This is a genomic window from Desulfotruncus arcticus DSM 17038, assembly GCF_900113335.1.
GTDB lineage: Bacteria > Bacillota > Desulfotomaculia > Desulfotomaculales > Desulfallaceae > Desulfotruncus > Desulfotruncus arcticus.
Map to the genome: position 1 here is coordinate 344193 of NZ_FOOX01000001.1, position 22755 is coordinate 366947.

Consider the following 22755-nt stretch of genomic DNA (forward strand, 5'->3'; position numbering starts at 1 on the left):
CATATTTAAAGGCAACGTTGCCCTCATTAGGTATAAATTTATGCCATGGGGGCATTTATTTTCTATATGGACCTTTTAGGGAGGAAAACTCCATGAGCGAACACAGAATTGTCCTGGTAGGTGCCGACACAATGTGGCGCAAAAACGTTAAAGCAATGCTAAGTAAATATGGCTACTGGGTTGTTGGCGAAGCCGGAGACGGTGTTAGCGCGCTGAAAATGGTTCGTAGCAGGCAGCCTGATTTATTGATCATAGATGCCGCATTACAAAGCATGGATGGTTTTCAAGTAGCTAAAATTGTAAACGAAGATAAACTTGCTCCGGTAATTGCTACAGCTGATGCAAGTTTTCAGGGTGTAATGGAAAAAGCCAAGGAGGCCAAAGTATTCTCACTGTTGTTTAAGCCAATAATTGAAAGCAGCCTTTTACCAGCCATCGAACTGGCTTTAACCAACTATCAGGAAATAGCTTCCCTGGAAAAGCAAATCAAAGAATTACAGGATACGCTGGAAACGCGTAAATTAGTTGAGAGAGCCAAGGGCATATTAACAGAAACATTAGGGTTAACCGAGGCTGAAGCTTTTAGACGCATGCAAAGGCAAAGCATGAACAAGCGTGTCTCCATGCGGGTAATTGCAGAAGCTGTGATTATGTCTCAGTCATTAAAAACAAAAAAATAAAGGTTTCATAAAAACCAAAAGGCAACGGCGCCTTTAAAAACGGTTTAGTTAACTGTTTTTAAAGGCGTTTTTTAAGAAAGGTGGGACTAGCAATGAGTGATATCATCTCAACTAAAGCTGAGGTAATGGAAAAAGCAAAAGAAGCCAACGTAAAATTTATCCGTCTTCAATTTACGGACATCCTCGGGGTTTTAAAAAATGTTGCCATACCTGTTGATCAGCTTGAGAAAGCGTTGGATGGAGAACTTATGTTTGACGGTTCTTCAATCCACGGTTTTGCCAGAATTGAGGAATCAGACATGTATCTTAGGCCTGATCCGAAAACCTTTGCTGTTTTCCCCTGGCGTCCCCGGGACGGTGCCGTGGCCAGGCTTATGTGTGATATCTATAATCCTGATGGCACTCCGTACATCGGATGTCCCCGCAATACCCTCAAAAGGGTAATGGCAGAGGCGGAAGAACTCGGCTACACCATGCAAGTTGGCCCTGAACTGGAATTTTTCCTTTTCCATATTGATGAAAATGGTTATCCGAGTCTGAAAACCCACGACCGGGCCGGTTATTTTGATTTGACCCCGATTGATATGGGTGAAGATGCCCGCCGCAATATGGTTCTAACCCTGGAAGAAATGGGTTTTGAAATTGAGGCTTCGCACCACGAAGTCGCACCGGGGCAGCACGAAATTGACTTTAAATATTCCGACGCTTTAGATATTGCCGATAAAATTGTAACTTTCAAATTTGTTGTCAGAACCATTGCCCAAAGGCATGGGCTTCATGCCACTTTTATGCCCAAACCGGTTTTTGGCATTAACGGTAGCGGCATGCATATGAATCAAAGCCTGTTTAAAGAAGGCCAAAATGCTTTCTTTGATCCTGAAAGCCCATTGCAACTCAGCCAGGAGGCCTGCAATTATATCGGAGGGTTACTGAAGCACGCCCGTGCGATCAGTGCTATATCAAACCCTACGGTTAATTCCTATAAGAGGCTTGTGCCTGGTTATGAAGCTCCTGTTTATCTCGCCTGGAGCGGACGTAACAGAAGTCCGTTAATTAGGATTCCTGCTAAGCGAGGAATGAGCACCAGAGTGGAATTAAGAAATCCGGACCCGTCCTGTAATCCTTATCTGGCTATTGCCGCCTGCTTAAAAGCCGGTCTTGACGGCATTAAAACAGGCATAACCCCACCGCCGCCATGCGATAGGAATATTTATGAGATGACCAAAACCGAACGTGAGGAATTTGGTATTGGTAGTCTGCCCGGCAGTTTAGAAGAGGCCCTGGCGGAACTGGCCGCCGACGATGTAGTAAAAGACGCTTTGGGCCCGCACATTTTTAGTAAATATGTTGAAGCAAAAACCACCGAGTGGGAGCAGTACCGTGTTCAAGTGCACCACTGGGAAATTGAAGAATACCTTACTCGTTTTTAATGCAAATTTTTATAAATTTAACATGTTTGTTTCCATCCTCCGCCCTGATCCCATGTTGGAACAGGGCCATTTTTTTCGTTTGTTGCTGTCTAAAGCCGTCATAGCTAAAAAATACTAGCTTTTTGTTACGTATGTGTTATACTAAATTATAAAAATAACAGAGTACGAGGAAGTGCTCGTTACCGGGGCAAAGGAGCCTTCATGGCAGTAAGCGATAGCTACTGCCTTGTAAAGGCTTTTTTTGTAATTAGCCCCGGGTGTTATAGCTCAACTCAAAGGAGAGGTGTGGCATTCAGTGACTGAACTTACCAAGGATGATGTGCGCAATCTTGTAAAGGAATATAACGTCAAATTTGTAAGACTTCAATTCACTGATATCTTCGGTGTGTTGAAAAATGTTTCCATTCCTGTGGAACAACTAGACAAAGCTCTTAATGATGAACTAATGTTTGATGGTTCTTCCATTGAAGGTTTTGTCCGCATTGAAGAATCGGATATGTATTTGAGGCCTGACCCGTCCACTTTTGTGGTATTCCCCTGGAAACCCAGAGAAGGTTCGGTTGCGCGCTTAATATGTGATATATACAATTCCGACGGTACTCCGTTTATCGGTGACCCGCGTAATGTACTGCGCAGAGCAGTGGCAGAAGCGGAGGCAATGGGCTATTCAATGAACGTGGGGCCGGAAGCGGAATTTTTCCTTTTTCACGTTAATGAGGAAGGACAACCAACAACAATTACCCACGACAGAGCCGGTTATTTTGATATGACACCGGTGGACCTGGGGGAAAACGCGCGCAGGGATATGGTGATGACCCTGCAGCAAATGGGCTTTGAAATTGAGGCTTCGCATCACGAAGTGGCTCCGGGCCAGCATGAAATTGACTTCAAGTATTCCGATGCTTTAGATATTGCCGATAAAGTTGTAACTTTTAAGTTTGTCGTGCGGACTATCGCCCAAAGACACGGATTGCACGCAACTTTCATGCCCAAGCCCATATTCGGCATAGCCGGATCCGGCATGCACCTAAACCAGTCTTTGATGAAAAACAATAGTAACGCTTTTTATGATCCCGATGCGCCAAACCAGCTTAACGAAGATTGTTTGCACTATATTGGAGGTTTGATTAAACACATACCTGCCATTACGGCTATTACCAATCCAACAATTAACTCCTATAAAAGACTTGTTTCAGGCTATGAAGCACCTGTTTACATCGCCTGGTCTTATAGAAACAGAAGCCCGTTAATCAGGGTGCCTGCCAAACGAGGGCAGTCCACCCGCATTGAGTTGCGCAGTCCCGACCCATCCTGTAACCCATATCTGGCTCTGGCAGTATGCCTGAAAGCAGGACTGGACGGTATCAAAAATAAAATTAAGTGTCCCAATCCCTGTGACAGAAACATTTACGAACTTACCCGGCAGGAACGCAAGGAACTGGGGATTAATACTCTGCCCGATAGTCTTTATGACGCCATGGCCAATCTAGCAGCTGATGATATTGTTAAGGAAGCTTTGGGACCGCACGTGCTGCAGCGTTTCCTGGAAGCTAAAAAAATTGAATGGGATAATTACCGCATGCAGGTTCACCCCTGGGAGCTAGACCTATATTTAACAAAATTTTAACGCGGAGGTGTATTATGACTCACACACTGGCTGTACTCGTGTTAAACAAACCGGGTGTTCTGGCACGTATTGCCGGCCTGCTCAGCAGACGCGTATTCAATATTGAAAGCATCGCTGCCGGCTATACAGAAGAGCCTGACATTACCAGAATAACAATCGCTGTAAATGGTGATGACCGCGTGCTGGAACAGGTTATTAACCAACTGTCCAAATTGGTAGATGTAATTAATATCACCAAAATGGAAGATCGTGATTCAATTGAAAGGGAATTAGCCCTGATCAAAGTTCAGGCTGACCCTGAAAAGCGCCGGGACATTGTTGACATTGTCCAGATCTTCAGAGCCAATATTGTTGACGTGGGCAAAGAAACCATGGTAATTCAGATTATTGGGGACGAGCAGAAGATTACCGCCTTTACGCACGTACTGGAACAACAGGGTATCGTTGAAATGGTACGTACCGGTAAAATAGCCCTTTCACGCCAGCCGGAACCAGCTAAGTGTAAATAAGGGTAGTATTGACACGAATATATAAAGTATGTATATAATAGTGTGATATAACTGGTTTTACGGGGGGTTTGCTGTGGCACAGGTGAAGCGGGTAATGATCAGCCTACCGGAGTATTTGCTTACCGAAATAGATTGTATAGCGGCTTCCGAAAATCGTAATCGCAGTGAATTTGTAAGGGAAGCTATGAAATTGTACATTGCTGAACGCAAGCGCAGTTTATTAAGGGAAGAAATGAAAAAAGGATATCTTGAAATGGCAAGAATAAATCTTGCCCTGGCCATTGAACAATACAGGCTGGAATCAGAGGTTTCCATGGTTTTTGATGGGGCGGTAGCGGGAGGCAAACGTTAATGCAAATACGCCGCGGTGAAATTTATTACGCCGACCTTAGCCCTGTGGTTGGTTCGGAGCAGGGAGGTACCCGCCCAGTTTTAATTTTACAAAATGATATTGGCAATCAGTATAGCCCAACTACCATTGTTGCCGCGATAACCTCTCAAATTGCCAAGGCTAAGCTGCCTACACACGTAGAACTGCCGGCAGGACAAGCAGGATTAGGCAAAAATTCCGTTATACTATTGGAACAGGTTCGTACTATAGATAAAAGCAGGCTAATGGAAAAGGTAGCACTGCTGCAAAATGAAATGATGGTTAAGGTTAACCAGGCCGTTGAAATTAGCCTTGGACTTGTCGATATATAAATTGAAGCACTTTAAACCGTTGCCAGGTGCAGCGGTTTTTTGCGTTTAAAGCATATAATAAATGAGTAACTATAAAAGATATAAGGAAAATTGCGAAGCGCACGGAGGGAAGCACCGGAGCGCCAGATACAAGTAACTTAAAAACTTTTTCAGGATAGGATGGTTATTTAAAAAACATATGGAAAGGAAGTGTGAGGATTGCGTCGTCCTGTAATAGGCATAACCTGTTCTTTTGACTATAACATAAACAAATTTCAACTGGGCGGTGATTATGTGGAAGCGGTGCGGGCCGCGGGGGGAACACCACTAATCCTACCTCATGAAGAGCACTCAATTGACGGGATAATCAACGTAATCGGCGGTTTGCTGCTTTCAGGCGGGGGTGATATTGATCCCTGTTACATAGGCAAAGAGCCCTGGCCACAAAGCGGGAACATTGATCCCCTCCGCGATGTTTTTGAATTAACCATCACATCCAGAGCCATAGCGGAAGGAATTCCGGTATTCGGCATTTGCCGGGGTATGCAAGTGATGAACGTTGCGGCAGGCGGCGACATTTGCCAGGATATTTATCGCAGCCTGCCTGAAGCCCATAAACACACTCAGGAAGCGCCCCGCTGGTATCCAACCCACAATATAAAAATAATCGAAAATACACTGTTGAGAAAAATAATTGGTTTAGACGAACTGCGTGTCAACTCATATCATCATCAAGCAATTAACCTTGCTGCACCGGGATTTCGTATCTCAGCCTGCTCCAGTGATGGTGTAGCCGAGGCCATTGAAGGATTGGGACATGATTATATACTGGGTGTGCAGTTTCACCCGGAGAATATGTTTAAACGTTATCCTATAATGCTCAACCTGTTTAAATGTCATATTGACGCATCAGCACGTTATTTGTCGACGAGAAGTCAGAATCGTTAAAAGGGAAAAGCACTGTTTCTACCGAAATACTTTTTAAATGACAAAACAGGTGATATAAAATGCATGCAATTATCGGCGGTACTGTATTTACAATGAGAGGACCCGTTTTAACCCGGGGTACGATATTAATTGAAAAAGGCAAAATACTTGCTGTTGGTAACGATATTAAAATACCAAAGCAGGCCGATATATATGACGCGACGGGCATGGTAGTCATGCCCGGTTTTATTGACGCTCATACCCATCTGGGGATAGTTGAGGAAATATACAGGATTGAGGGCGATGATGTCAACGAGAACACTGACCCGGTAACCCCGCACCTCAGGGCGATTGACGCTGTTAACCCTGCTGACCTTGGATTTAAAGATGCCCTGGCAGCAGGAATAACCACCGTTGTTACCGGGCCGGGAAGTTCCAACATTATTGGTGGTGAAATGGCAGTAATCAAAACCTGCGGCACCGTAATTGACGACATGATCGTACGCTTCCCGGTTGGGTTAAAGGCGGCACTTGGTGAGAACCCAAAACGCAATTATGGAGAAAATAAAAAGTCACCCGCAACCAGAATGGCTTCAGCCGCTATACTGCGGGAAACCCTGGTTAAGGGATTGGAATATTTAAAGAAAATTAACCAGCCGGAACAAGCAGAGCGGGATTTAAAAATGGAAGCTATTGCCCGCGTGCTGCGCCGAGAAATTCCACTGCGAGTGCATGCCCACCGGGCTGACGATATTATGACGGCATTGCGGATTGGTGCGGAATTCAACCTTTTATTGATTATCGAGCACTGCACGGAAGGCCAACTAATTGCCGATAGGCTGGCATCAGCCGGTATACCTGCCGTTGTAGGTCCTGTAATGGTAAACAGGGCTAAGGTGGAGTTAAAGGAGCGCAGTCTTGAAACAGCTGCAGCATTAGCCCAAAAAGGCGTAAATTTTGCTATCATGACTGATCATCCCGTGGTGCCTATACAATACCTGACCATATCAGCGGGACTTACCGTTCGGGGCGGATTAAGCGAGGAGCAGGCACTAAAGTCCATAACTATAAATGCAGCCAGATTGATTGGGCTGGATAATCGCATCGGGAGCATAGCTCAAGGCATGGATGGGGATATAGTTATTTTAAGTGGTCATCCTTTTGATCTCAGAACCATAATAAAAAGAGTTTATGTTAACGGCAAAGTTTCTTATCAAGATTATTTATAAAAAGCAGGAATCATTTAAGAATATGTAGTACAATATATAGTGACAGCATAATACATTAGCACAACATAGTGTCAAATAATGTAGAAATTTACAACAATCAAAGGGGTGCTGTTTCCTTGAATGAAAAAGTAATGAATGTATTAGTTGTTGATGACCAGCCTGGTGTTAGGTATCTGTTGGATATAGTAGTAAAAGAGTTGGGGCACGATGTATTTACCGCTCAAAACGGTTTGGAGGCGGTTGATCTGGCCAGGTCCAAAAGATTTGATCTGATATTTATGGATGTTCGAATGCCCCTTATGGGTGGATTAGAGGCATTAACGAGAATAAAAGCTATGTCACCGAAAACAGATGTTGTAATAATGACTGCCTATGGATCTGATGATACTATTGAATGTGCTAATAATAACGGCGCATTATGCTGTATAGCGAAACCCTTTGATGTTGAAGATATAAAGAATTTCCTCGATGACTATACAGGTGAAAAATTTAGTAACGATAATTATTATGCTCCTCAAGCAGGATAAAAGATGGTAACCCATCTTTTGTTTTTTGGACACTTTTGGAAAATATACCGGCCATTTGCGGTTAGGGGACACACCTGCTGATTAAACGCGCTTTTCATGTTGCCAAAAATAATATCGTTGTTTATACTTTACGCAATGCAGCTCTCAAACGTCAATGGGTTATAATATAAGAATAAAGCGATTTATTTTGGAGGTCAGTATTGTTTAGTATAAAACTCAAATCCTCCCTGGAAACAAAACATTTAGGCGAATTGTTGGGCAGTTTATTGCAACCGGGTGATATTGTTACTTTGAACGGCGAACTTGGAGCCGGCAAAACCTGTATGGCCAAAGGCATTGCCGTTGGGCTGGGAATATCTGATCATATTACAAGCCCAACGTTCACATTGATTAATGAATATACCGGCAAAACCCCTCTGTTCCACATGGACGTTTACAGGCTTGGGACCCCTGATGAATTGGAAGATCTGGGTTACGAAGAGTATTTCTACGGACAGGGTGTCACTTTAATTGAATGGGCCGGCTTGATAGAAGAGTATTTACCGCCGGACCGGCTGGACATATTCATTAATAAACCCGAAGGAAAAGACGAGTACAGACAGGTGTATTTTGTTGCCTATGGCAGTCGTTTCGCGCACATTGTTAAGGAGTTGAAGCAGTTTGTTCATTCTGGGGATTGAAGCAGCCACACCCGTAGCTTCTGTAGCAGTGGCTGCGGAAGGTAAAATACTGGCGGAAAGAATGGTCAATAATCAACGTACGCATTCTGTAAATCTTTTGCCTATGATCAGAGATACACTACTTGACTGCGGAGTAAACAAAAAAGACCTTTCCGGCATAGCCGTATCTATAGGCCCCGGCTCATTTACAGGTTTGCGTATTGGTATGAGCACTGCAAAGACACTTGCCCAAGTGTTAAATCTAAAGGTTGCCGGAATTCCCACTCTGGATGTTCTGGCTTATCCGTTAAGCGGCCTTGCGGGCTTGATTTGCCCGGTGCTAAACGCCCGCAAATCAGAACTTTACGCAGCCTTATACGGCTGGGATAATGGACAGCAGGTATGCCTTAAACCGGCTTTTGCATCAGGCGTGAAACAATTGGCAGAATTACTGCTGTCATATAATCAACAAGTAACTTTTTTGGGAGATGGATTGACAGAATATCAGAGCGAATTAAACAGTCTGATGGGTGATCTGGCCAGGTTTGCCCCGAAATGCGCATCTTTCCCCAGAGGCGCTGTAGTTGCGGAAATTGGGCTGGCTAGATTCACAGCCGGTCAGTGCGAGAGCCCAATGCACCTGCTGCCAAAGTATGTACGAAAATCGGAGGCTGAAATAAAGTGGCAGGAAAGGTGCCGTTCCGGTCATGGACAATGTTAAATTTGAAAAAATGATGTTTGAACATCTTGATCAAGTGATTTTAATAGAAAATATTTCTTTTCCCACACCCTGGTCAAAAAATGCATTCGATTATGAATTAACCTATAATGATTTTGCTCACTATATTGTTGCTCTAAATGATGATAATCAGGTTATTGGGTATGCGGGGGTATGGATAATTCTGGACGAAGGCCATATCACCAACATTGCCATACACCCCGGCTGGCGCAGCACCGGATTAGGCTTTACCCTAATGCAAGAGTTGATTTCCAGAGCTGCTTTATTGGGTGTTGAACGTTTTACCCTGGAAGTTCGGCCATCCAATAAACCTGCCCGGGCCCTTTATCAGAAGCTGGGTTTTGTGGAAAAAGGTTTGCGTAAACAATATTATACCGACACCAAAGAAGACGCCATTATTATGTGGATGGATTTATCTTCGCACAGCCTGTAAGACCCCGCCCTCTTAGGTCGGGGATTAACAGGCTGTAAGCTCGATATAAGTGCGACTAAGGTTCAGATGGGGTCAAAACCCAACCTGAACCAAGTCTTCTTTATTATCTCAAAAGGATGATTAGAAAGGATTTTAAAATGTTTGGAAAATACAGGTGGCTATTGCGCTTAATTGGTTTGGCCATAATTGCGGTTGCACTTCTAGGCAATTTGCCGGGTGCCTGGCCCATAGGCATAGGGATAGTTGGTTTGGTTGTTTTTTTCCTGGCCGGGCCTACCTGAGGAAGCTGCTAAACCGCGTGACGGTTTGTTAGTAGTTAGTAGACAGGAGTTAGAATGAGCAGTTTATGGATACCGGGGACCCACCCCGGTTTTTTGTACTAGATATTTTATTCTAATGAAATTTATTGCATTGTCACTTCTGGTTAAGTAGGTGTGTTATATATGCGAAAGAAAAGCTTGAAGCTTCCGTCAGCTTCAACTTACAATCAGCCGGCTGAAGGTGAGATAAACATGACGGTTTACCAGGAAGTTTTTAACCGGTATTATCCGTTCGTTTGCCGTCAATTAACTTATTTATTGGGAAACCGGACAGAGGCGGAAGATATAACCCAGGAAACTTTTATCAAGTTATATCATAGCCCTCCGCCGGATTTCCAGAACATCGGGGGGTGGCTGGCCAGAGTGGCAACAAATTTGGCGTATAATTACATGCGCAGTGAAAAAAGCCGCAAACGCAGGGAAGAAAAGGTTAACCATAAGTTCATTTCAGACACGCCCGAGGAACATGCCATAAAAGGTGAAGAAACAGATTATATTAAGAGGGCGCTGGCTAGCCTGGATGACCGAAGCAGGCTTTGCCTGATTATGAAACACTCTGGTTTTTCGTATGAAGAGATAGCATCAGCCACGGGGTTAAAAAAATCATCCGTTGGTACCATCATCGCCCGATCACAGTTAAAATTTAAAAAATTTTACATGCAGACGAAAGGAAGTGATGCCTGATGTGTTATACAGAAGGTATCCTGCAGGCTTATATTGACGGCGAACTGGACGGAGAACAGTTGCGGGAGGTTGATTATCACCTTCAGCAATGTGCGATGTGCCGCCAAAAGGTTGAGGAATTAAAAGCTATTGATAGTTTTATCAGTTTGAAGATGCGTGCATACATTAATGCTGATCCTCAAACCAACGGCAGCAGTACCTGGCACGAAATTAAAAAAACAAAGGGAGATAACGGAATGTCGAAAAATTCATCCGGGTTTTTTAACAGGTCCAGGAGAATGATTGCAGTTGCGGCAGCATGCCTGGCTTTGATTGCTACATTTAGCTTCCCTGGTGTTCGCAGCATGGCAGGCGAATTTTTAACCATATTCAGAGTTGAAAGAGTACAGACAATTACCATTGACCCCAGGGATATGCAGCAAATAGAACTGGCGCTGCGCGAAGGAGCCAGTCAAGTTGACGTTAAAAACTTTGGCAATGTTGAGGTTGCAGAAAAAATTGAAACCACCAGTGTAAGTGCGGCAGAAGCAGCCGAAGCGGTAGATTTCGAGCTTAAGTTACCGAAAATTAAACAATACGGAGACCCTGAGCTGCAAAAGACCAGCGGCTCAACCATGACGATGACACTGAATGTTGGTAATGTCAACAAACTGTTGCAAGCGCTGAACAGCACTAAACTGTTGCCTGAAGACCTTGATGGAAAAACTTTTACCCTGAGTATGCCGGCAGCAATTATCGCAACTTATAACACAGGTGGCGACAAAATTATAGTTGCACAATCCAGAAGCCCGGAATTAAAAGCACCCAATGGAATTGATGTTTTAGCCGTTAGAGATGCACTGTTAAGCATTCCTGCCCTTCCTGCCAGTATTAAAAATCAATTAGAGGCTATCAATGACTGGCAGCATACTGTACTGATACCAAACGTCAACGGCACATCAAAAGAAGTTATGGTAAACGGAAACCAGGGGGTATTTATTGATTCAGCTTCCGGGAATTCAGAAGCCAAATTTAAAACCCTTGTGTGGAATAATAACGGGGTAGTCTATACCATCATGGGCAACAACATTACTGCCGAATCAGCCATTGCTATGGCAGAACAAATGAAATAAAGGTGTGTTCACAGTTGGAGCTAGCTATTGAAACGATAAACTTAACTAAAATATACGGCAACAAAATAGGTTGCACCGATGTTTGCCTCCGGGTTCCCCGGGGGCAAATCTTCGGCTTTTTAGGACCAAACGGAGCGGGGAAAAGTACCCTGGTAAAAATGCTGGTAGGACTGTTATACCCAACCTCAGGCCAAGCCAGACTGCTTGGCTATCCTTTAAACAACATTGAAATAAAAGGTAAAATTGGATTTTTACCGGAAAATTTCCGTTATCACGACTGGTTAACCCTGCGCGAGCTACTGGAATTTCACTCTAAGCTATACAAGTTAAGTAGTTCAAAAAGAAGCAAGCAGATCAATGCTGTTATTGATACAGTAGGCTTGACTGGAAAAGAGCATCAAAAAATACGCACTTTCAGTAAGGGTATGCAACAAAGAGCCGGTTTGGCTTGTGCCCTGCTGTCCGATCCCGAACTAATTTTTCTGGACGAGCCGACATCTGCCTTAGATCCTTTAGGGCGCATGGAAGTGCGCAGGATCTTATTACAGCTAAAAGATACGGGAACTACTGTTTTTTTAAACAGCCATTTGTTGAGTGAAGTTGAAATGGTTTGTGATACGGTGGCTTTCATTAAAGGAGGCAGGATCCTCAGGCAGGATTCCCTGGAACAGCTGCAAAGTGGTGAAATAGCAGTGGAATTGATGCTAAGCGGCATCAACGACATCGTTAAACTGGCGTTATCCAATATCGCTCTTTCATTAACTATCGACGGCGATATCGTTACCGCTTTTGTAAATAATGAGGACGATATTCCTCGACTGGCGGAGGCGGTAATTAAAAGCGGAGCGCATTTATATGAAATGACCAGGAAACGGTCTTCCCTGGAGGAGACCTTTATAGAACTGACGGGCGGGGTTGATCATTAATGCTGACGATTTTAAAATTCACTTTTAAAGAGCACTTTAGTAGAAAACTACTTATATTTTCATTAATTCTGGCAGGAATTTTTTTGGGACTTTATGGTTTAGGGGTGCACTATACCGCTAAAGATTTAGCCCAAAACCAAAACCCTATGATCGTAGATATTGTTTTCCCACAAATTTTATCATTGGGCTTGTATTTTGGTGGTTTTATTGTATCTTTTCTGGCTATATTCTCCACAGTCGGGACCGTTTCATCGGAAATCGAAAACGGCATCATTCAAACAATAATTATTAAGCCGGTACGCCGCTGCGATATAATTTTAGGCAAATTTTTGGGTACCGGCGTATTTCTGGCACTATATGCCTTTTTGTTTTTCTTAGCACTGTATTTTATCATCCGTTTAGAAACTGGGCTGGAACTTACGGGATTGTGGAAGGCTGCAGCCCTGTTTGCTCTGCAGCCTATCATATTATTAGCGGTTACGCTTTTGGGTTCTACCATTATCTCTACCATTGCCAATGGCGTTGTTGCTTTCACCGTTTACATGATTGGCATAATAGGCGGTATGGTTGAACAAATAGCCTGGTTAATCAACAACGTCACTCTGCAAAAAGCAGGCATTATTGCCAGCTTAATCATGCCTGTCGATGCACTTTACCGCAAAATCGTAAACAGCCTGCTGAACCCCACCGGCAACCCGATGACGGCGCTTCAGCAGTTGGGACCGTTTGGCAGCATGGTTGAACCCAGTGTATGGATGGTGGTTTATGCTATTTTCTACGTTCTGCTGTTGGTCGGTCTGGCTGTTTACAGCTTTAATAAAAGAAATATCTAAGATCTTAACATCTATTGCACCAGTTCAAATTCACTACTCGGTGCCCCGCATACCGGGCATGTTTCAGGTGGTTCTTCACCGGTATGTATATAGCCGCAAACCTTGCACCGCCATTGCTTTGCTGCTGGAGTTTTAGCCGGCTTGTTTTTATTCTGTCTGTAAAAGGCATAAGTCATAGGCTCGCTTTCGTTTTTCACATTACCTTCTATGACTTCACCCACGAACATAGTGTGAGTTCCTACGTCAATTGTCAACTCAGAATCGACCCGGCACTCCAGGTAGGCAATGCACTGGTCAATAATGGGGGCTCCGGTTACGCCAATGGAGTACTTAACATTTTCAAATTTATTTATTTCCCGGCCGGAGCGGTAGCCAAACTGACCTACCATTTGCCTGTCTTCCTGTCCCAAAATGCAGACGGTAAAAACCCCGCTCTTCTTGATGTAGTCATTAGTTAAGTTGTTTTTATTGACGCCAACTACAACCCTCATTGGGGTACTGGTAATTTGAAATACTGTGTTACAGGTTTGGGCATTAATCTTATCGCCGTCTTTGGAGCCTACAATAAACAACCCGTAAGAAATTCTGTATAAGGCCGGCTGTATCCGGTTTTTATCAGCTTCCGTTAACTCTTTAACTACTGGAGCGGCAGCTTCTTCATCAGCAAGATCATATTCGGCCATATCAACAAGTTCAAATTTTTCAGCAGGAGCCCCACATCTGGGACAGTGTTCCGGAGGATTGTCTCCTTCATGCAGCCATCCGCAAACAGTACATCTCCAAAATTTCAATTATATTCACCTTCCTAATTTTTTTAGACAAATTAATTCTAAAGGTGTAAAATTAAAAAAACATTACATTAAAATTAATTAAAGCTTAATTTGCTTTGTCATCACCTATACTATTCAATTTGTATTATTTGCGTAAGTTAAGCAACAGCAAAAAACCTGACGTTACCTTGGACATTTTGGTCTGTGTTTGATGATATTTCACTTGCAATATTATTTATTTGTGATACAATGTTCTATGTAGCATTTTTGGCATGCGCCTGTAGCTCAGGGGATAGAGCGCCGGCCTCCGGAGCCGGGTGCACAGGTTCGATTCCTGTCAGGCGCACCAGTAAAAATTTTTAAAACCCGTGAATCCTTGAATTTTAAGGATTTGCGGGTTTTAATTTTGGGGTCTTGTTCTATGTTATTTTTGGTTTGTGATGAATTGGATGGCGGTATAACTCCGGATTTAATTAACCCGGGTGATAATATGTTTTTCCTGATTTCAAGTTTGTGCTATGCTAAGAAGAAAAAGGTGATAATACATGGAAAAAGATGCTTTAGCAGAACACCTGGGAATCAAGTTGCTTAAAGTAAAACCTGGCTACGCCAAGGCTACCGTGAAGGTAACCAAAGAATTACTTAACGGAGCCGGTGTTACTCATGGTGGCGCAATTTTTAGCTTAGCGGATGTTGTATTCGCTGCAGCCAGTAATTCTCACGGACCACTTGCATTAGCATTAGACGTAACAATTCATTTTGTAAAAACCACCCGGGAAGGAGCAACTCTAACTGCAATAGCAGCTGAAGACAATCTAACTAAAAAAACAGGGCTTTATCGTATGGAAGTAAAGGACGACAACGACACACTTATCGCAATCGCGGAAGGCTTGGTTTACCGAATAGATTAAGTAAGCTTAACTTGGGATGTAAAGAAGCCGTTTATTTTGAAAATGTTAAAGACAGAAATCATCCTGTTTAACAGATCCATACTGGAATAGAAGTGGAGGTAAAAGCCAATGAAAATAAAATTTGCCCATACAAATATCATTTCATGTAACTGGGAAAAACTTGCCCAGTTTTATATTAATGTTTTTGGGTGTGAGCTTGTGTATCCGGAACGGAATCTCCAGGGTGAATGGATAGACAAAGTTACCAATTTATCAAATGTTCACATAAGGGGTATTCATCTTCGTCTGCCAGGATATGCAGACGGTCCAACATTAGAGATTTTTACCTATAACAAGCAGGATGAAAACAATGGACCTCCTGCCATAAACAAGCCTGGATTTGCCCATATTGCGTTCTTGGTAGATGATGTCCAGTACTATTTCGACAAAGTTATAGAACATGGCGGCAGCGCACTGGGTGCATTAGCGGAGCAAGAAGTAGCAGACGCTGGCATTTTAACAATTGCTTATATGAGAGACCCCGAAGGCAATCTTGTTGAAATTTTAAATTGGAGATAATTCTAAACATAATAATAAGGCGGGATCACTTATATGATCCTGCCTTATTAATGTGCTTTATTATTATGCAATTACTTTTGTACATTTGCGGCTTGGGGGCCACGATTGCCTTCGACGATGTCAAATGTTACACTTTGACCTTCTTCAAGGGTTTTAAAGCCTTCGCCCTGGATTGCCGAAAAGTGAACAAATACATCATTGCCTTCACTTGTTTCAATAAAACCAAATCCTTTATCGGCATTGAACCATTTAACTTTACCTTCCATTATGAAACCTCCTTTTCTAAGAATTGATCAAAAAGCTAAAACTCAAAACCTTGACCAATCACAACAAAAAAGGTCCAAAATGGTTTATGTTCTATACTTTTTAACACATGCAATACTCTACCATAGTTTAATTAAAATAGCAAATCCTATTATTCGGATCCTGCCTTTTTCGCATATGCATAGCTTAGTAATTGTGTCTCTAAGTTTAGTCCTTCCATTTTGGTTCCCTTTTTTCTATAAAAGCTCCAATGCCTTCCCGTGCATCCCGGGTAGTACTGTTTAAGCTGATAACTTCACTGGCATAATTCAGTGCCTGAAAATCATCCATATTGAGTTGTTGGTAAAATGCCCTTTTCCCCACGGCAATAGCGCTGGCACTTAAGCCGGCAATTTTTTCTGCCATGCTAAATGTTTCGCTGTCCAGGTTTTCCAGAGGTACCACTTTGTTTACAAGGCCATGTAAAAGCGCTTCACTTGCGGAAATCAAGTCACCTGTTAAAAGCATTTCCATGGCCTTTTTCCTGCCCACGTTTCTGCTTAAAAATACCGCCGGGGTGGTGCAAAAAATACCTATTTTAACCCCCGGTGTCCCAAATAAAGCGTCTTCTGCAGCTACTGCAAGGTCACAGGCGGCAACTAATTGGCAGCCGGCAGCCGTTGCAACCCCGTGTACCTGCGCAATAACGGGCTTGGAAATTTCTCGTATGGCTTGCATTGTTTGGTAGCAGGTTTGAAACAATTTTAAGACTTCTTGTGGATCGGACTCATAAATTTCTTTCAGGTCGTGCCCTGCAGAAAAGGTTTTCCCAAGACCTTTGATAATTATTACATTAACCTTTTTATCCAGGGCCAATTCATTTATAAAACCAGTCAACTCCATAAGCAACCCGCGGGAAAGTGCGTTACGTTTTTCGGGACGATTTAAGCTAATTACGCCAACATTGCCCTTTGGTTCATATAACAAATTTTCTAATCCCATATCATTTACCGGCACCTTTTTTGAAATATCAAAATTTACCGACATTTTAGAATACCGGCTACCCACCTCCTTTAAATTTTAAAATTAAACATACCTTAATAAACTCCTGCTTCCAATTGTAAACACAATATTGAATAATAGCTGATATCCGGTATCGGCCCATGCCGTTAAGGCAGGTTTGCTATTGCAATAATTCCTGGTATAATTATGATAATTTTGGCAATGCTTTATCCAATACTGCTTAACACAGGATTTTTGATGAGGAGGTATTTATTATGAGTAAAAAAACCATGGATAATTTAATGGCTTCTTTTGCCGGAGAATCGCAAGCCAACCGGAAATACCTGGCTTTTGCCCAGAAAGCGGAAAAGGAAGGAAACGAAAAAATCGCCCGGCTGTTCAGAACGATAGCAGAAGCAGAGACGATCCATGCCTTAAAACATCTTCAAACAGCAGGCAAAGTAGGTACAACAATTGATAATTTAAAGGCGGCCATTGAAGGGGAAACCTACGAATTTGATATTATGTACCCGGATTTTATCGCCACTGCCCAAGAGGAAGGCGAGAAGGCTGCGGCAAAAAGCTTCGACCTTGCCAATGAAGCTGAGAAAGTTCATGCCGAGTTGTATAAAAAGGCGCTGGCGGCGCTGGAAGCAGGCGGCGACATGCCGGCGGAGTCTTTTTACCTTTGCCCGGTGTGCGGTTATGTTGCAGTTGATCACGCACCTGAACGCTGCCCTATATGCAACGCCCCGGCAAGCTCCTTTAAAAAATATTAGTTGATCTCAAATTACCTGAACAAAGCCTCATATTCAGCAAGGGAAGGACTAACCATGCGAATATTAGTAGTTACGGCAGCGATAATTTTTGTGGGAGACAAGGTACTGATCACCCAGCGTAATGAAAATGTGCATCAGGCTTTAAAATGGGAGTTTCCCGGCGGTAAAATAGAACCGGGAGAATCACCGGAAGAATGCCTGGCCAGAGAAATAGATGAAGAGCTGGGCTTGAAAATCAATGTCGGAGATATATTCCATGTCGTATCCCATGTATATGAGGAAAGACAGGTGATTTTGCTATGTTACTATTGCCGGTGTCAACCAAGCAAAATCAATATGAGCAACATCCAGGCCAGGGACTGCCATGATTTTAGGTGGGTCAGCATTGCTGAACTTGATGACGGGTATGATTTTTCACCTGCAGACATACCTGTAGTTGAAAAGCTTAAATCCGAATTTCAAGTACCTTAGTGTTATCTTGCCTGTTTGCACAACTAAGATTAAGTGCAAAGCTTCACATAATTATTAATAAATATTTATTTTCGTTTCAGCCTGCTTTAATTTTTATTTGCCAAAATGTAACTAGGCAAATAAAAATTTCAGGAGGCTGGTTAAAATGTTTAAAGATAATCCCCGCAGAGCTTTGATCTTGGCTGTCATAGCCGCTGTGGTTATTGAGATTGCACTTCTGGGAGGAATTTTTAGCTACTTCAACAACGATAGGCCGGCAATGGCCGCAGAATCAACTAGCACAACGCAACCCCTAATCAATTCTTCACCAATAGGAACAAATGTTGTTGCTAATGTAGTAGAACAGACCAGTAAATCAGTCGTGAAGATTGAAACAACTGAACAAGTGCAAAGTCAAAGGAGCGACCCGTTTTTTAACGACCCGTTCTTCAGGCAGTTTTTTGGCAACCAGGGTCCTATGTATTCACAGCCCAATATCCAAAAAGGTATGGGATCGGGCTTTATTATCAGCGATGACGGCTATATTCTAACTAATGAGCACGTTATAGACGGAGCCACTGATATTAAAGTATATCTCTCGGACAGTGAAAATCCCTTAAGTGCCAAAGTAATCGGTTCAGACTCCGAACTGGATCTGGCCGTGCTAAAAATTGATGCCGGTAAAAAATTACCGTATATTTCATTAGGCGACTCTGATGCCGCCCGTGTTGGTGAGTGGGTTATTGCCATAGGCAACCCCTACGGTTTGGACCATACAGTAACAACCGGTGTTATCAGTGCAAAGAGCAGGCCGGTACAAGTAGAAGACAGACAATATAAAAACCTGCTGCAAACTGATGCTTCCATTAATCCCGGTAATAGTGGCGGGCCGCTATTAAATTTAGCCGGCCAGGTAATTGGGATCAACACGGCAGTTAATGCACAGGCCCAGGGGATTGGCTTTGCCATTCCGTCCAGTACTGTAAAATCCGTATTAGACACACTTATTCAAAAAGGTAAGATTTCCAGACCGTATATGGGTGTTTATATCCAAACCTTAACAGCCGATTTAGCCAGTCAGTTAAATCTAAACAGCAAACAGGGAGCAATTATTGCCGGGATAGTTCCTGATTCACCGGCGGATAAAGCGGGATTAAAACAAGGAGATATTGTCCTGGAAATAAACAAACAAAAGGTCACTGATGCCGCCAATATTACAGACCTGATTCAAAAAAGCAAAGTCGGCAGCAAAGTTACACTACTTATTGAATCAAACGGATCCCAGAGGTATGTAACTGTCACTTTAGTGGAAAAATAAATAAAAAAAATACCCGCTTAAATGCGGGTATTTTTTTATTCAGCGCAATAGTGAGTAGGATTTGTTATATTAATGAAGAAATATGTCATTAATTTGCAATTTATCAAGGAGTGTTGTGATTGCGCATATTGTTTATAGACGATGACGAAAAAATTTCATCCATGATGCACAGGGTGCTTACCTTCGAAGGTCATGAGGTTTTTCTGGCGTCAAACGGGCGTGAAGGTTTGCGAGAAGCCGAAAGGATTAAACCGGATTTGGTTATTTTAGATATTATGATGCCGGGTATGAGCGGCTGGGAAGTGTGCGGACAAATCAGGCTAATTAGCGATGTACCCATTCTCATGCTTACTGCCAAGGATGAAGTAGCAGATAAAGTACGTGGCTTGGATGTTGGGGCTGACGATTACTTAGTTAAACCGTTTGCCCTGGAAGAGCTTTTAGCCAGGGTAAGGGCATTACTGCGCAGGACGGCTAGAACCAAAACATCTGATAAACGAATATTGAGCTGTGGCAATTTGACGCTTGATGTTGAAAAAAGGGAAGCCAGACGTAATAATCACGTAATAGTATTAACCACGAAGGAATTCGAACTGCTTAAAATATTTTTAGAATACCCGCGCCAGGTTTTAACTCGCGATTCGTTGATGGAACAAGTTTGGGGGTTGGATTTTTCCGGAGAATCAAATGTATTGGAGGTATTTATAGGAAACCTGCGCCACAAACTTGAACACGGCGGCATGAGTAGATTAATCCACACCGTACGCGGGGTCGGTTATACCTTAAAGGAGTGAAGAAGGAATGTCATTACGGGTAAAGCTGATACTGCTTTATTCCGGTGTACTCAGCCTGGTTCTGTTAATTGTGACCTCCATTATTTTTATTGCCACTTCTCATTTTATTTACAAGGAAATCGATCAGGGCATTGCCGCCAAAGCATCTTCAGTAATAAAATCGATAAAAATTGAGAATTCCTCGTTGTTTCTCAAAGAAGTTGTACTTCCTGATATTGACGTATTTGCCTCGCCAGACACTTATCTGCAAATAGTGGATGTGAGAGGAAAAGTTCTCTCAAAATCAAGCAATCTGGGCAAGCAAGATCTTCCTCTTAGTGAATATACCCTTCGTTCCGCTTTAAGGGGAGATAGATTTTATGAAACAGTCCGAGCCGGCAACCAGGATATTCGGGTTTATAACGTGCCAATGATTTTTGCAGGGCAGGTAATCGGATTACTGCAAGTAGGCAGAACTTTATCCACTATCAATTTGCTTCTGACTCAATTACGTTTTTTTGTAACCATTGGATCAATTGCCGCGGTCATTCTTGCTGGTATTGTGGGATGGTTTTTGGCCAGAACAGCCCTGAGGCCGGTCGAGCGGATGATTAGAACAGCCGCCTCCATTGAAAGCAGCGGTGACCTGAGTAAGCGTATTGATTATTACCATTCCGGTGATGAGCTCGGCCGCCTTGCTGATACGCTTAATGCTATGTTTGAACGTTTGGAGAATACTTACCACCGTTTACATGAAAGCTATGAAATGCAGCGTCGATTCGTATCAGATGCTTCACACGAACTTCGTACACCGCTCACCACAATCAGGGGTAATGCGGAATTACTTTTAAAAATTGTGGATGAGGGGCCAACTCCGGCCAGGGCAGCCATTAATGATATTGTTGACGAAGCCCGCAGGCTTACTAGGCTTGTAGAAGATTTGCTGGCCCTTGCGCGTGCCGATGCAGGCTATGAGTTCGAAAAAGAGGATGTTCTATTAGAAGAGCTTATTCAGTCAGTAACAAGGAAAGCACGTTTTATCACCAGCGATAAAACCTTAAACGTAAAAAACGATTGTCCTTCGGAAATTCATATCTGGGGTAATTATGTTTATTTAAGCCAGCTTCTGTTTATTCTGCTGGAAAACGCATTCAAGTATTCTCTCGCTGGATCGGAAGTAACGCTAGCATTAACCAGGAAGCAAAACCAGCTGTTGGAAATTGCTGTCGCGGACACCGGACCCGGTTTACCGCCAGGTGAAGAAGGCAGGATTTTCGACAGGTTTTACAGAGGGGAGCATACCAGGGGCAAAGAAGGTTCCGGACTTGGCCTCGCCATCGCCCGTTGGGTAGTAGAGCAGCACAACGGTACGATTACAGCCGCGAACAGGCAGGGCGGTGGATGTATTTTTACCGTCAGTTTGCCCATGTGTAAACAAATCAGCGGGGGGTTATTGAATGGCCAGGGACACCTTAGTTAATAAAAGAGAAATTATTGTATTATTAATCATATTTAATATTTTGATCATTACATTTCTCTATTTACTGAAGTCAGGTAATATATATAACTATAATATTACTATACAGCCGTCAAAACCATCGTTGCCGCCCTTAATGAAACAAGAACCCGCTATTAAGCCCGTTTTATACAATGCAGCTGCTTTACCGGATAAAAGTGATAAACAAGTACTATCTATTAATATGACCGGAGACATTATGCTGGCCTCAAACCTGGGTGAAGCTATAAAATCCCGGGGTACAGATTTTCCCTGGCTTGATGTACGGGATATCCTGGCAGCGGCTGATTTTACCATTGGCAACCTGGAGTGCGCAGTGGGCAGCGGAGATTACCAGCCAGTCCCGAACAAACAATACACTTTTTTAGCTGCGCCCGATGCACTTGCCGGTCTGCAAAAGGCCGGGTTTGACGTGCTTACACTGGCTAATAATCATATTCTTGACTTTGGCACAGATGCCCTAGCGGAAACATTAGTCAATCTTGACAATTGCGGAATATTACATGCCGGAGCGGGGATATCCAAAAATGAAGCCATCAAACCAACAATCCTGGAGAAAAACGGCATTAAGATAGGGATAATAGCATTTTCTCGCATTTTCCCCGAAGGCTGGTGGGTAGCCGGCACGGATAACCCCGGCATAGCAAGCGGACATGATTATCAAATGCTGCTGCATACCATCAACGAACTGAGCAAACAGGTTGATATTGTAATAATATCTATGCACTGGGGTGAAGAAATGTCTGATATGCCAACAATAATCCAGCAAAATTTGGCTCATAAATTGATTGAAAGCGGAGCCGATTGCATCTTGGGTCATCACCCACATGTACTTCAGGGAGTGGAAAGTTATAACAACGGCCTGATATTTTATAGTGCGGGTAATTTTATTTTTACTCTGTCCAGGGATACCAGGGGACGTCAGAGCGTTATTATAAATATTGATGTTGACAAGTCGGGAATTTGTGGAGCAAGGCTTATACCTGCCTGGATCGAACCTGGACGCACCATACTGGCTGACGAGAAAACGAGTGCAGCAATTATTAAAAGATTGCAGAATTTATCTGGCTCAATGGGTACAACAATTGACGCAAACGGTGAAATAGAGCTGGAATGAGG

27 protein-coding genes and 1 tRNA gene are annotated in these 22755 nt (G+C 43.1%); 25 read left to right on the forward strand and 3 right to left on the reverse strand.

The features are described 5' to 3' along the window. Positions 1–92 precede the first annotated feature (92 nt). The 16 genes from BM056_RS01705 to BM056_RS01780 all read left to right on the forward strand — a co-directional run bounded on the left by BM056_RS01705 (position 93) and on the right by BM056_RS01780 (position 13316). Positions 93–680, forward strand: coding sequence for an ANTAR domain-containing response regulator (locus BM056_RS01705; protein ID WP_092468091.1), 588 nt, complete (start codon positions 93–95; stop codon positions 678–680). 92 nt (positions 681–772) lie between these two features. Beyond that, complete coding sequence (gene glnA, locus BM056_RS01710) at positions 773–2110, forward strand: type I glutamate--ammonia ligase (protein ID WP_092468093.1); 1338 nt, start codon at positions 773–775, stop codon at positions 2108–2110. A gap of 295 nt (positions 2111–2405) precedes the next feature. Further along, positions 2406–3737 carry a type I glutamate--ammonia ligase gene (glnA, locus tag BM056_RS01715; protein WP_092468095.1) on the forward strand — a complete coding sequence of 444 codons (1332 nt, stop codon included), beginning with the start codon at positions 2406–2408 and terminating at the stop codon, positions 3735–3737. Positions 3738–3751: 14 nt separating this feature from the next. Continuing rightward, complete coding sequence (gene ilvN, locus BM056_RS01720) at positions 3752–4246, forward strand: acetolactate synthase small subunit (RefSeq protein ID WP_092468097.1); 495 nt, start codon at positions 3752–3754, stop codon at positions 4244–4246. Positions 4247–4319: 73 nt separating this feature from the next. Continuing rightward, the gene (locus BM056_RS01725; protein ID WP_092468099.1) at positions 4320–4598 is read left to right on the forward strand and encodes a CopG family ribbon-helix-helix protein; all 279 of its coding nucleotides are present in this window, start codon (positions 4320–4322) and stop codon (positions 4596–4598) included. Further along, entirely contained in the window at positions 4598–4948 is a 351-nt protein-coding gene (locus BM056_RS01730) for a type II toxin-antitoxin system PemK/MazF family toxin (protein ID WP_092468101.1), read from the forward strand. The genes BM056_RS01725 and BM056_RS01730 overlap by 1 nt, the downstream gene beginning before the upstream one ends. A gap of 198 nt (positions 4949–5146) precedes the next feature. After that, entirely contained in the window at positions 5147–5875 is a 729-nt protein-coding gene (locus BM056_RS01735; RefSeq protein WP_092468103.1) for a gamma-glutamyl-gamma-aminobutyrate hydrolase family protein, read from the forward strand. A 59-nt stretch (positions 5876–5934) separates the two neighbouring features. Continuing rightward, on the forward strand, positions 5935–7083 hold the full coding sequence (locus BM056_RS01740) for an amidohydrolase (RefSeq protein WP_092468105.1): 1149 nt from the start codon (positions 5935–5937) through the stop codon (positions 7081–7083). Between the two features lie 131 nt (positions 7084–7214). Further along, positions 7215–7610: a response regulator gene (locus BM056_RS01745; RefSeq protein ID WP_092468414.1), complete on the forward strand. Its 396-nt coding sequence runs from the start codon at positions 7215–7217 to the stop codon at positions 7608–7610. 200 nt (positions 7611–7810) lie between these two features. Further along, a complete protein-coding gene (tsaE, locus tag BM056_RS01750; protein WP_092468107.1) occupies positions 7811–8290 on the forward strand; it encodes a tRNA (adenosine(37)-N6)-threonylcarbamoyltransferase complex ATPase subunit type 1 TsaE in 480 nt (159 codons plus the stop codon). Then, on the forward strand, positions 8271–8990 hold the full coding sequence (gene tsaB / locus BM056_RS01755) for a tRNA (adenosine(37)-N6)-threonylcarbamoyltransferase complex dimerization subunit type 1 TsaB (RefSeq protein ID WP_092468109.1): 720 nt from the start codon (positions 8271–8273) through the stop codon (positions 8988–8990). Before tsaE ends, tsaB begins: the two co-directional genes overlap by 20 nt. After that, entirely contained in the window at positions 8977–9441 is a 465-nt protein-coding gene (gene rimI, locus BM056_RS01760; RefSeq protein WP_092468111.1) for a ribosomal protein S18-alanine N-acetyltransferase, read from the forward strand. The genes tsaB and rimI overlap by 14 nt, the downstream gene beginning before the upstream one ends. 443 nt (positions 9442–9884) lie before the next feature. Further along, complete coding sequence (locus BM056_RS01765) at positions 9885–10445, forward strand: RNA polymerase sigma factor SigX (RefSeq protein WP_238456264.1); 561 nt, start codon at positions 9885–9887, stop codon at positions 10443–10445. Continuing rightward, positions 10445–11557, forward strand: coding sequence for a DUF4367 domain-containing protein (locus BM056_RS01770; RefSeq protein WP_092468418.1), 1113 nt, complete (start codon positions 10445–10447; stop codon positions 11555–11557). Before BM056_RS01765 ends, BM056_RS01770 begins: the two co-directional genes overlap by 1 nt. A gap of 14 nt (positions 11558–11571) precedes the next feature. Beyond that, on the forward strand, positions 11572–12483 hold the full coding sequence (locus tag BM056_RS01775) for an ABC transporter ATP-binding protein (RefSeq protein ID WP_092468113.1): 912 nt from the start codon (positions 11572–11574) through the stop codon (positions 12481–12483). Beyond that, entirely contained in the window at positions 12483–13316 is an 834-nt protein-coding gene (locus tag BM056_RS01780) for an ABC transporter permease (RefSeq protein ID WP_092468115.1), read from the forward strand. The genes BM056_RS01775 and BM056_RS01780 overlap by 1 nt, the downstream gene beginning before the upstream one ends. 11 nt (positions 13317–13327) lie before the next feature. On the opposite strand, the gene BM056_RS01785 is transcribed toward BM056_RS01780, so the two are convergent. Next, positions 13328–14107, reverse strand: a complete 780-nt coding sequence (locus BM056_RS01785) for a flavin reductase (protein ID WP_092468117.1) — start codon at positions 14105–14107, stop codon at positions 13328–13330. A gap of 253 nt (positions 14108–14360) precedes the next feature. On the opposite strand from BM056_RS01785, the gene BM056_RS01790 reads away from it, so the two are divergent. From BM056_RS01790 to BM056_RS01800, 3 genes are all read left to right on the forward strand, one after another. After that, positions 14361–14435 (forward strand) — tRNA-Arg (locus tag BM056_RS01790). Between the two features lie 196 nt (positions 14436–14631). Beyond that, on the forward strand, positions 14632–14997 hold the full coding sequence (locus BM056_RS01795) for a PaaI family thioesterase (protein ID WP_092468119.1): 366 nt from the start codon (positions 14632–14634) through the stop codon (positions 14995–14997). A gap of 108 nt (positions 14998–15105) precedes the next feature. Continuing rightward, complete coding sequence (locus BM056_RS01800) at positions 15106–15555, forward strand: VOC family protein (RefSeq protein ID WP_092468121.1); 450 nt, start codon at positions 15106–15108, stop codon at positions 15553–15555. 71 nt (positions 15556–15626) lie between these two features. Here BM056_RS01800 and BM056_RS01805 read toward each other — a convergent pair whose 3' ends face one another. Together BM056_RS01805 and BM056_RS01810 are read right to left on the reverse strand one after the other, a co-directional pair. Next, positions 15627–15824, reverse strand: a complete 198-nt coding sequence (locus tag BM056_RS01805) for a cold-shock protein (protein ID WP_092468123.1) — start codon at positions 15822–15824, stop codon at positions 15627–15629. Positions 15825–16026: 202 nt separating this feature from the next. Beyond that, entirely contained in the window at positions 16027–16845 is an 819-nt protein-coding gene (locus BM056_RS01810; protein WP_207648112.1) for an enoyl-CoA hydratase, read from the reverse strand. Positions 16846–17075: 230 nt separating this feature from the next. Between BM056_RS01810 and BM056_RS01815 the strand changes: the two genes are divergently transcribed. The 6 genes from BM056_RS01815 (at position 17076) to BM056_RS01840 (ending at position 22753) form a co-directional block, all read left to right on the forward strand. Further along, positions 17076–17579 carry a rubrerythrin family protein gene (locus BM056_RS01815; RefSeq protein ID WP_092468125.1) on the forward strand — a complete coding sequence of 168 codons (504 nt, stop codon included), beginning with the start codon at positions 17076–17078 and terminating at the stop codon, positions 17577–17579. Positions 17580–17633: 54 nt separating this feature from the next. Beyond that, entirely contained in the window at positions 17634–18050 is a 417-nt protein-coding gene (locus tag BM056_RS01820; protein ID WP_092468127.1) for a (deoxy)nucleoside triphosphate pyrophosphohydrolase, read from the forward strand. A gap of 145 nt (positions 18051–18195) precedes the next feature. Continuing rightward, positions 18196–19347, forward strand: a complete 1152-nt coding sequence (locus tag BM056_RS01825; RefSeq protein WP_092468129.1) for a trypsin-like peptidase domain-containing protein — start codon at positions 18196–18198, stop codon at positions 19345–19347. Positions 19348–19466: 119 nt separating this feature from the next. Further along, positions 19467–20141 carry a response regulator transcription factor gene (locus BM056_RS01830; protein ID WP_274377496.1) on the forward strand — a complete coding sequence of 225 codons (675 nt, stop codon included), beginning with the start codon at positions 19467–19469 and terminating at the stop codon, positions 20139–20141. A gap of 7 nt (positions 20142–20148) precedes the next feature. Then, positions 20149–21600, forward strand: coding sequence for a HAMP domain-containing sensor histidine kinase (locus BM056_RS01835; protein WP_092468131.1), 1452 nt, complete (start codon positions 20149–20151; stop codon positions 21598–21600). Further along, positions 21578–22753, forward strand: a complete 1176-nt coding sequence (locus BM056_RS01840; RefSeq protein WP_092468133.1) for a CapA family protein — start codon at positions 21578–21580, stop codon at positions 22751–22753. Before BM056_RS01835 ends, BM056_RS01840 begins: the two co-directional genes overlap by 23 nt. Positions 22754–22755: the final 2 nt, after the last annotated feature.

What these genes read in the sequence shown, in the direction of transcription:
- BM056_RS01795 (WP_092468119.1), top strand. Translation starts at nt 14,632, where the DNA reads ATGGAAAAAGATGCTTTAGCAGAACACCTGGGAATCAAGTTGCTTAAA.
- BM056_RS01810 (WP_207648112.1), bottom strand. Translation starts at nt 16,845, where the DNA reads ATGTCGGTAAATTTTGATATTTCAAAAAAGGTGCCGGTAAATGATATG.
- BM056_RS01740 (WP_092468105.1), top strand. Translation starts at nt 5,935, where the DNA reads ATGCATGCAATTATCGGCGGTACTGTATTTACAATGAGAGGACCCGTT.
- glnA (WP_092468093.1), top strand. Translation starts at nt 773, where the DNA reads ATGAGTGATATCATCTCAACTAAAGCTGAGGTAATGGAAAAAGCAAAA.
- BM056_RS01835 (WP_092468131.1), top strand. Translation starts at nt 20,149, where the DNA reads ATGTCATTACGGGTAAAGCTGATACTGCTTTATTCCGGTGTACTCAGC.
- BM056_RS01780 (WP_092468115.1), top strand. Translation starts at nt 12,483, where the DNA reads ATGCTGACGATTTTAAAATTCACTTTTAAAGAGCACTTTAGTAGAAAA.
- BM056_RS01820 (WP_092468127.1), top strand. Translation starts at nt 17,634, where the DNA reads ATGCGAATATTAGTAGTTACGGCAGCGATAATTTTTGTGGGAGACAAG.
- BM056_RS01840 (WP_092468133.1), top strand. Translation starts at nt 21,578, where the DNA reads ATGGCCAGGGACACCTTAGTTAATAAAAGAGAAATTATTGTATTATTA.
- BM056_RS01815 (WP_092468125.1), top strand. Translation starts at nt 17,076, where the DNA reads ATGAGTAAAAAAACCATGGATAATTTAATGGCTTCTTTTGCCGGAGAA.
- BM056_RS01730 (WP_092468101.1), top strand. Translation starts at nt 4,598, where the DNA reads ATGCAAATACGCCGCGGTGAAATTTATTACGCCGACCTTAGCCCTGTG.
- BM056_RS01765 (WP_238456264.1), top strand. Translation starts at nt 9,885, where the DNA reads ATGCGAAAGAAAAGCTTGAAGCTTCCGTCAGCTTCAACTTACAATCAG.
- BM056_RS01825 (WP_092468129.1), top strand. Translation starts at nt 18,196, where the DNA reads ATGTTTAAAGATAATCCCCGCAGAGCTTTGATCTTGGCTGTCATAGCC.
- BM056_RS01705 (WP_092468091.1), top strand. Translation starts at nt 93, where the DNA reads ATGAGCGAACACAGAATTGTCCTGGTAGGTGCCGACACAATGTGGCGC.
- BM056_RS01800 (WP_092468121.1), top strand. Translation starts at nt 15,106, where the DNA reads ATGAAAATAAAATTTGCCCATACAAATATCATTTCATGTAACTGGGAA.
- BM056_RS01770 (WP_092468418.1), top strand. Translation starts at nt 10,445, where the DNA reads ATGTGTTATACAGAAGGTATCCTGCAGGCTTATATTGACGGCGAACTG.
- ilvN (WP_092468097.1), top strand. Translation starts at nt 3,752, where the DNA reads ATGACTCACACACTGGCTGTACTCGTGTTAAACAAACCGGGTGTTCTG.
- BM056_RS01745 (WP_092468414.1), top strand. Translation starts at nt 7,215, where the DNA reads ATGAATGTATTAGTTGTTGATGACCAGCCTGGTGTTAGGTATCTGTTG.
- rimI (WP_092468111.1), top strand. Translation starts at nt 8,977, where the DNA reads ATGGACAATGTTAAATTTGAAAAAATGATGTTTGAACATCTTGATCAA.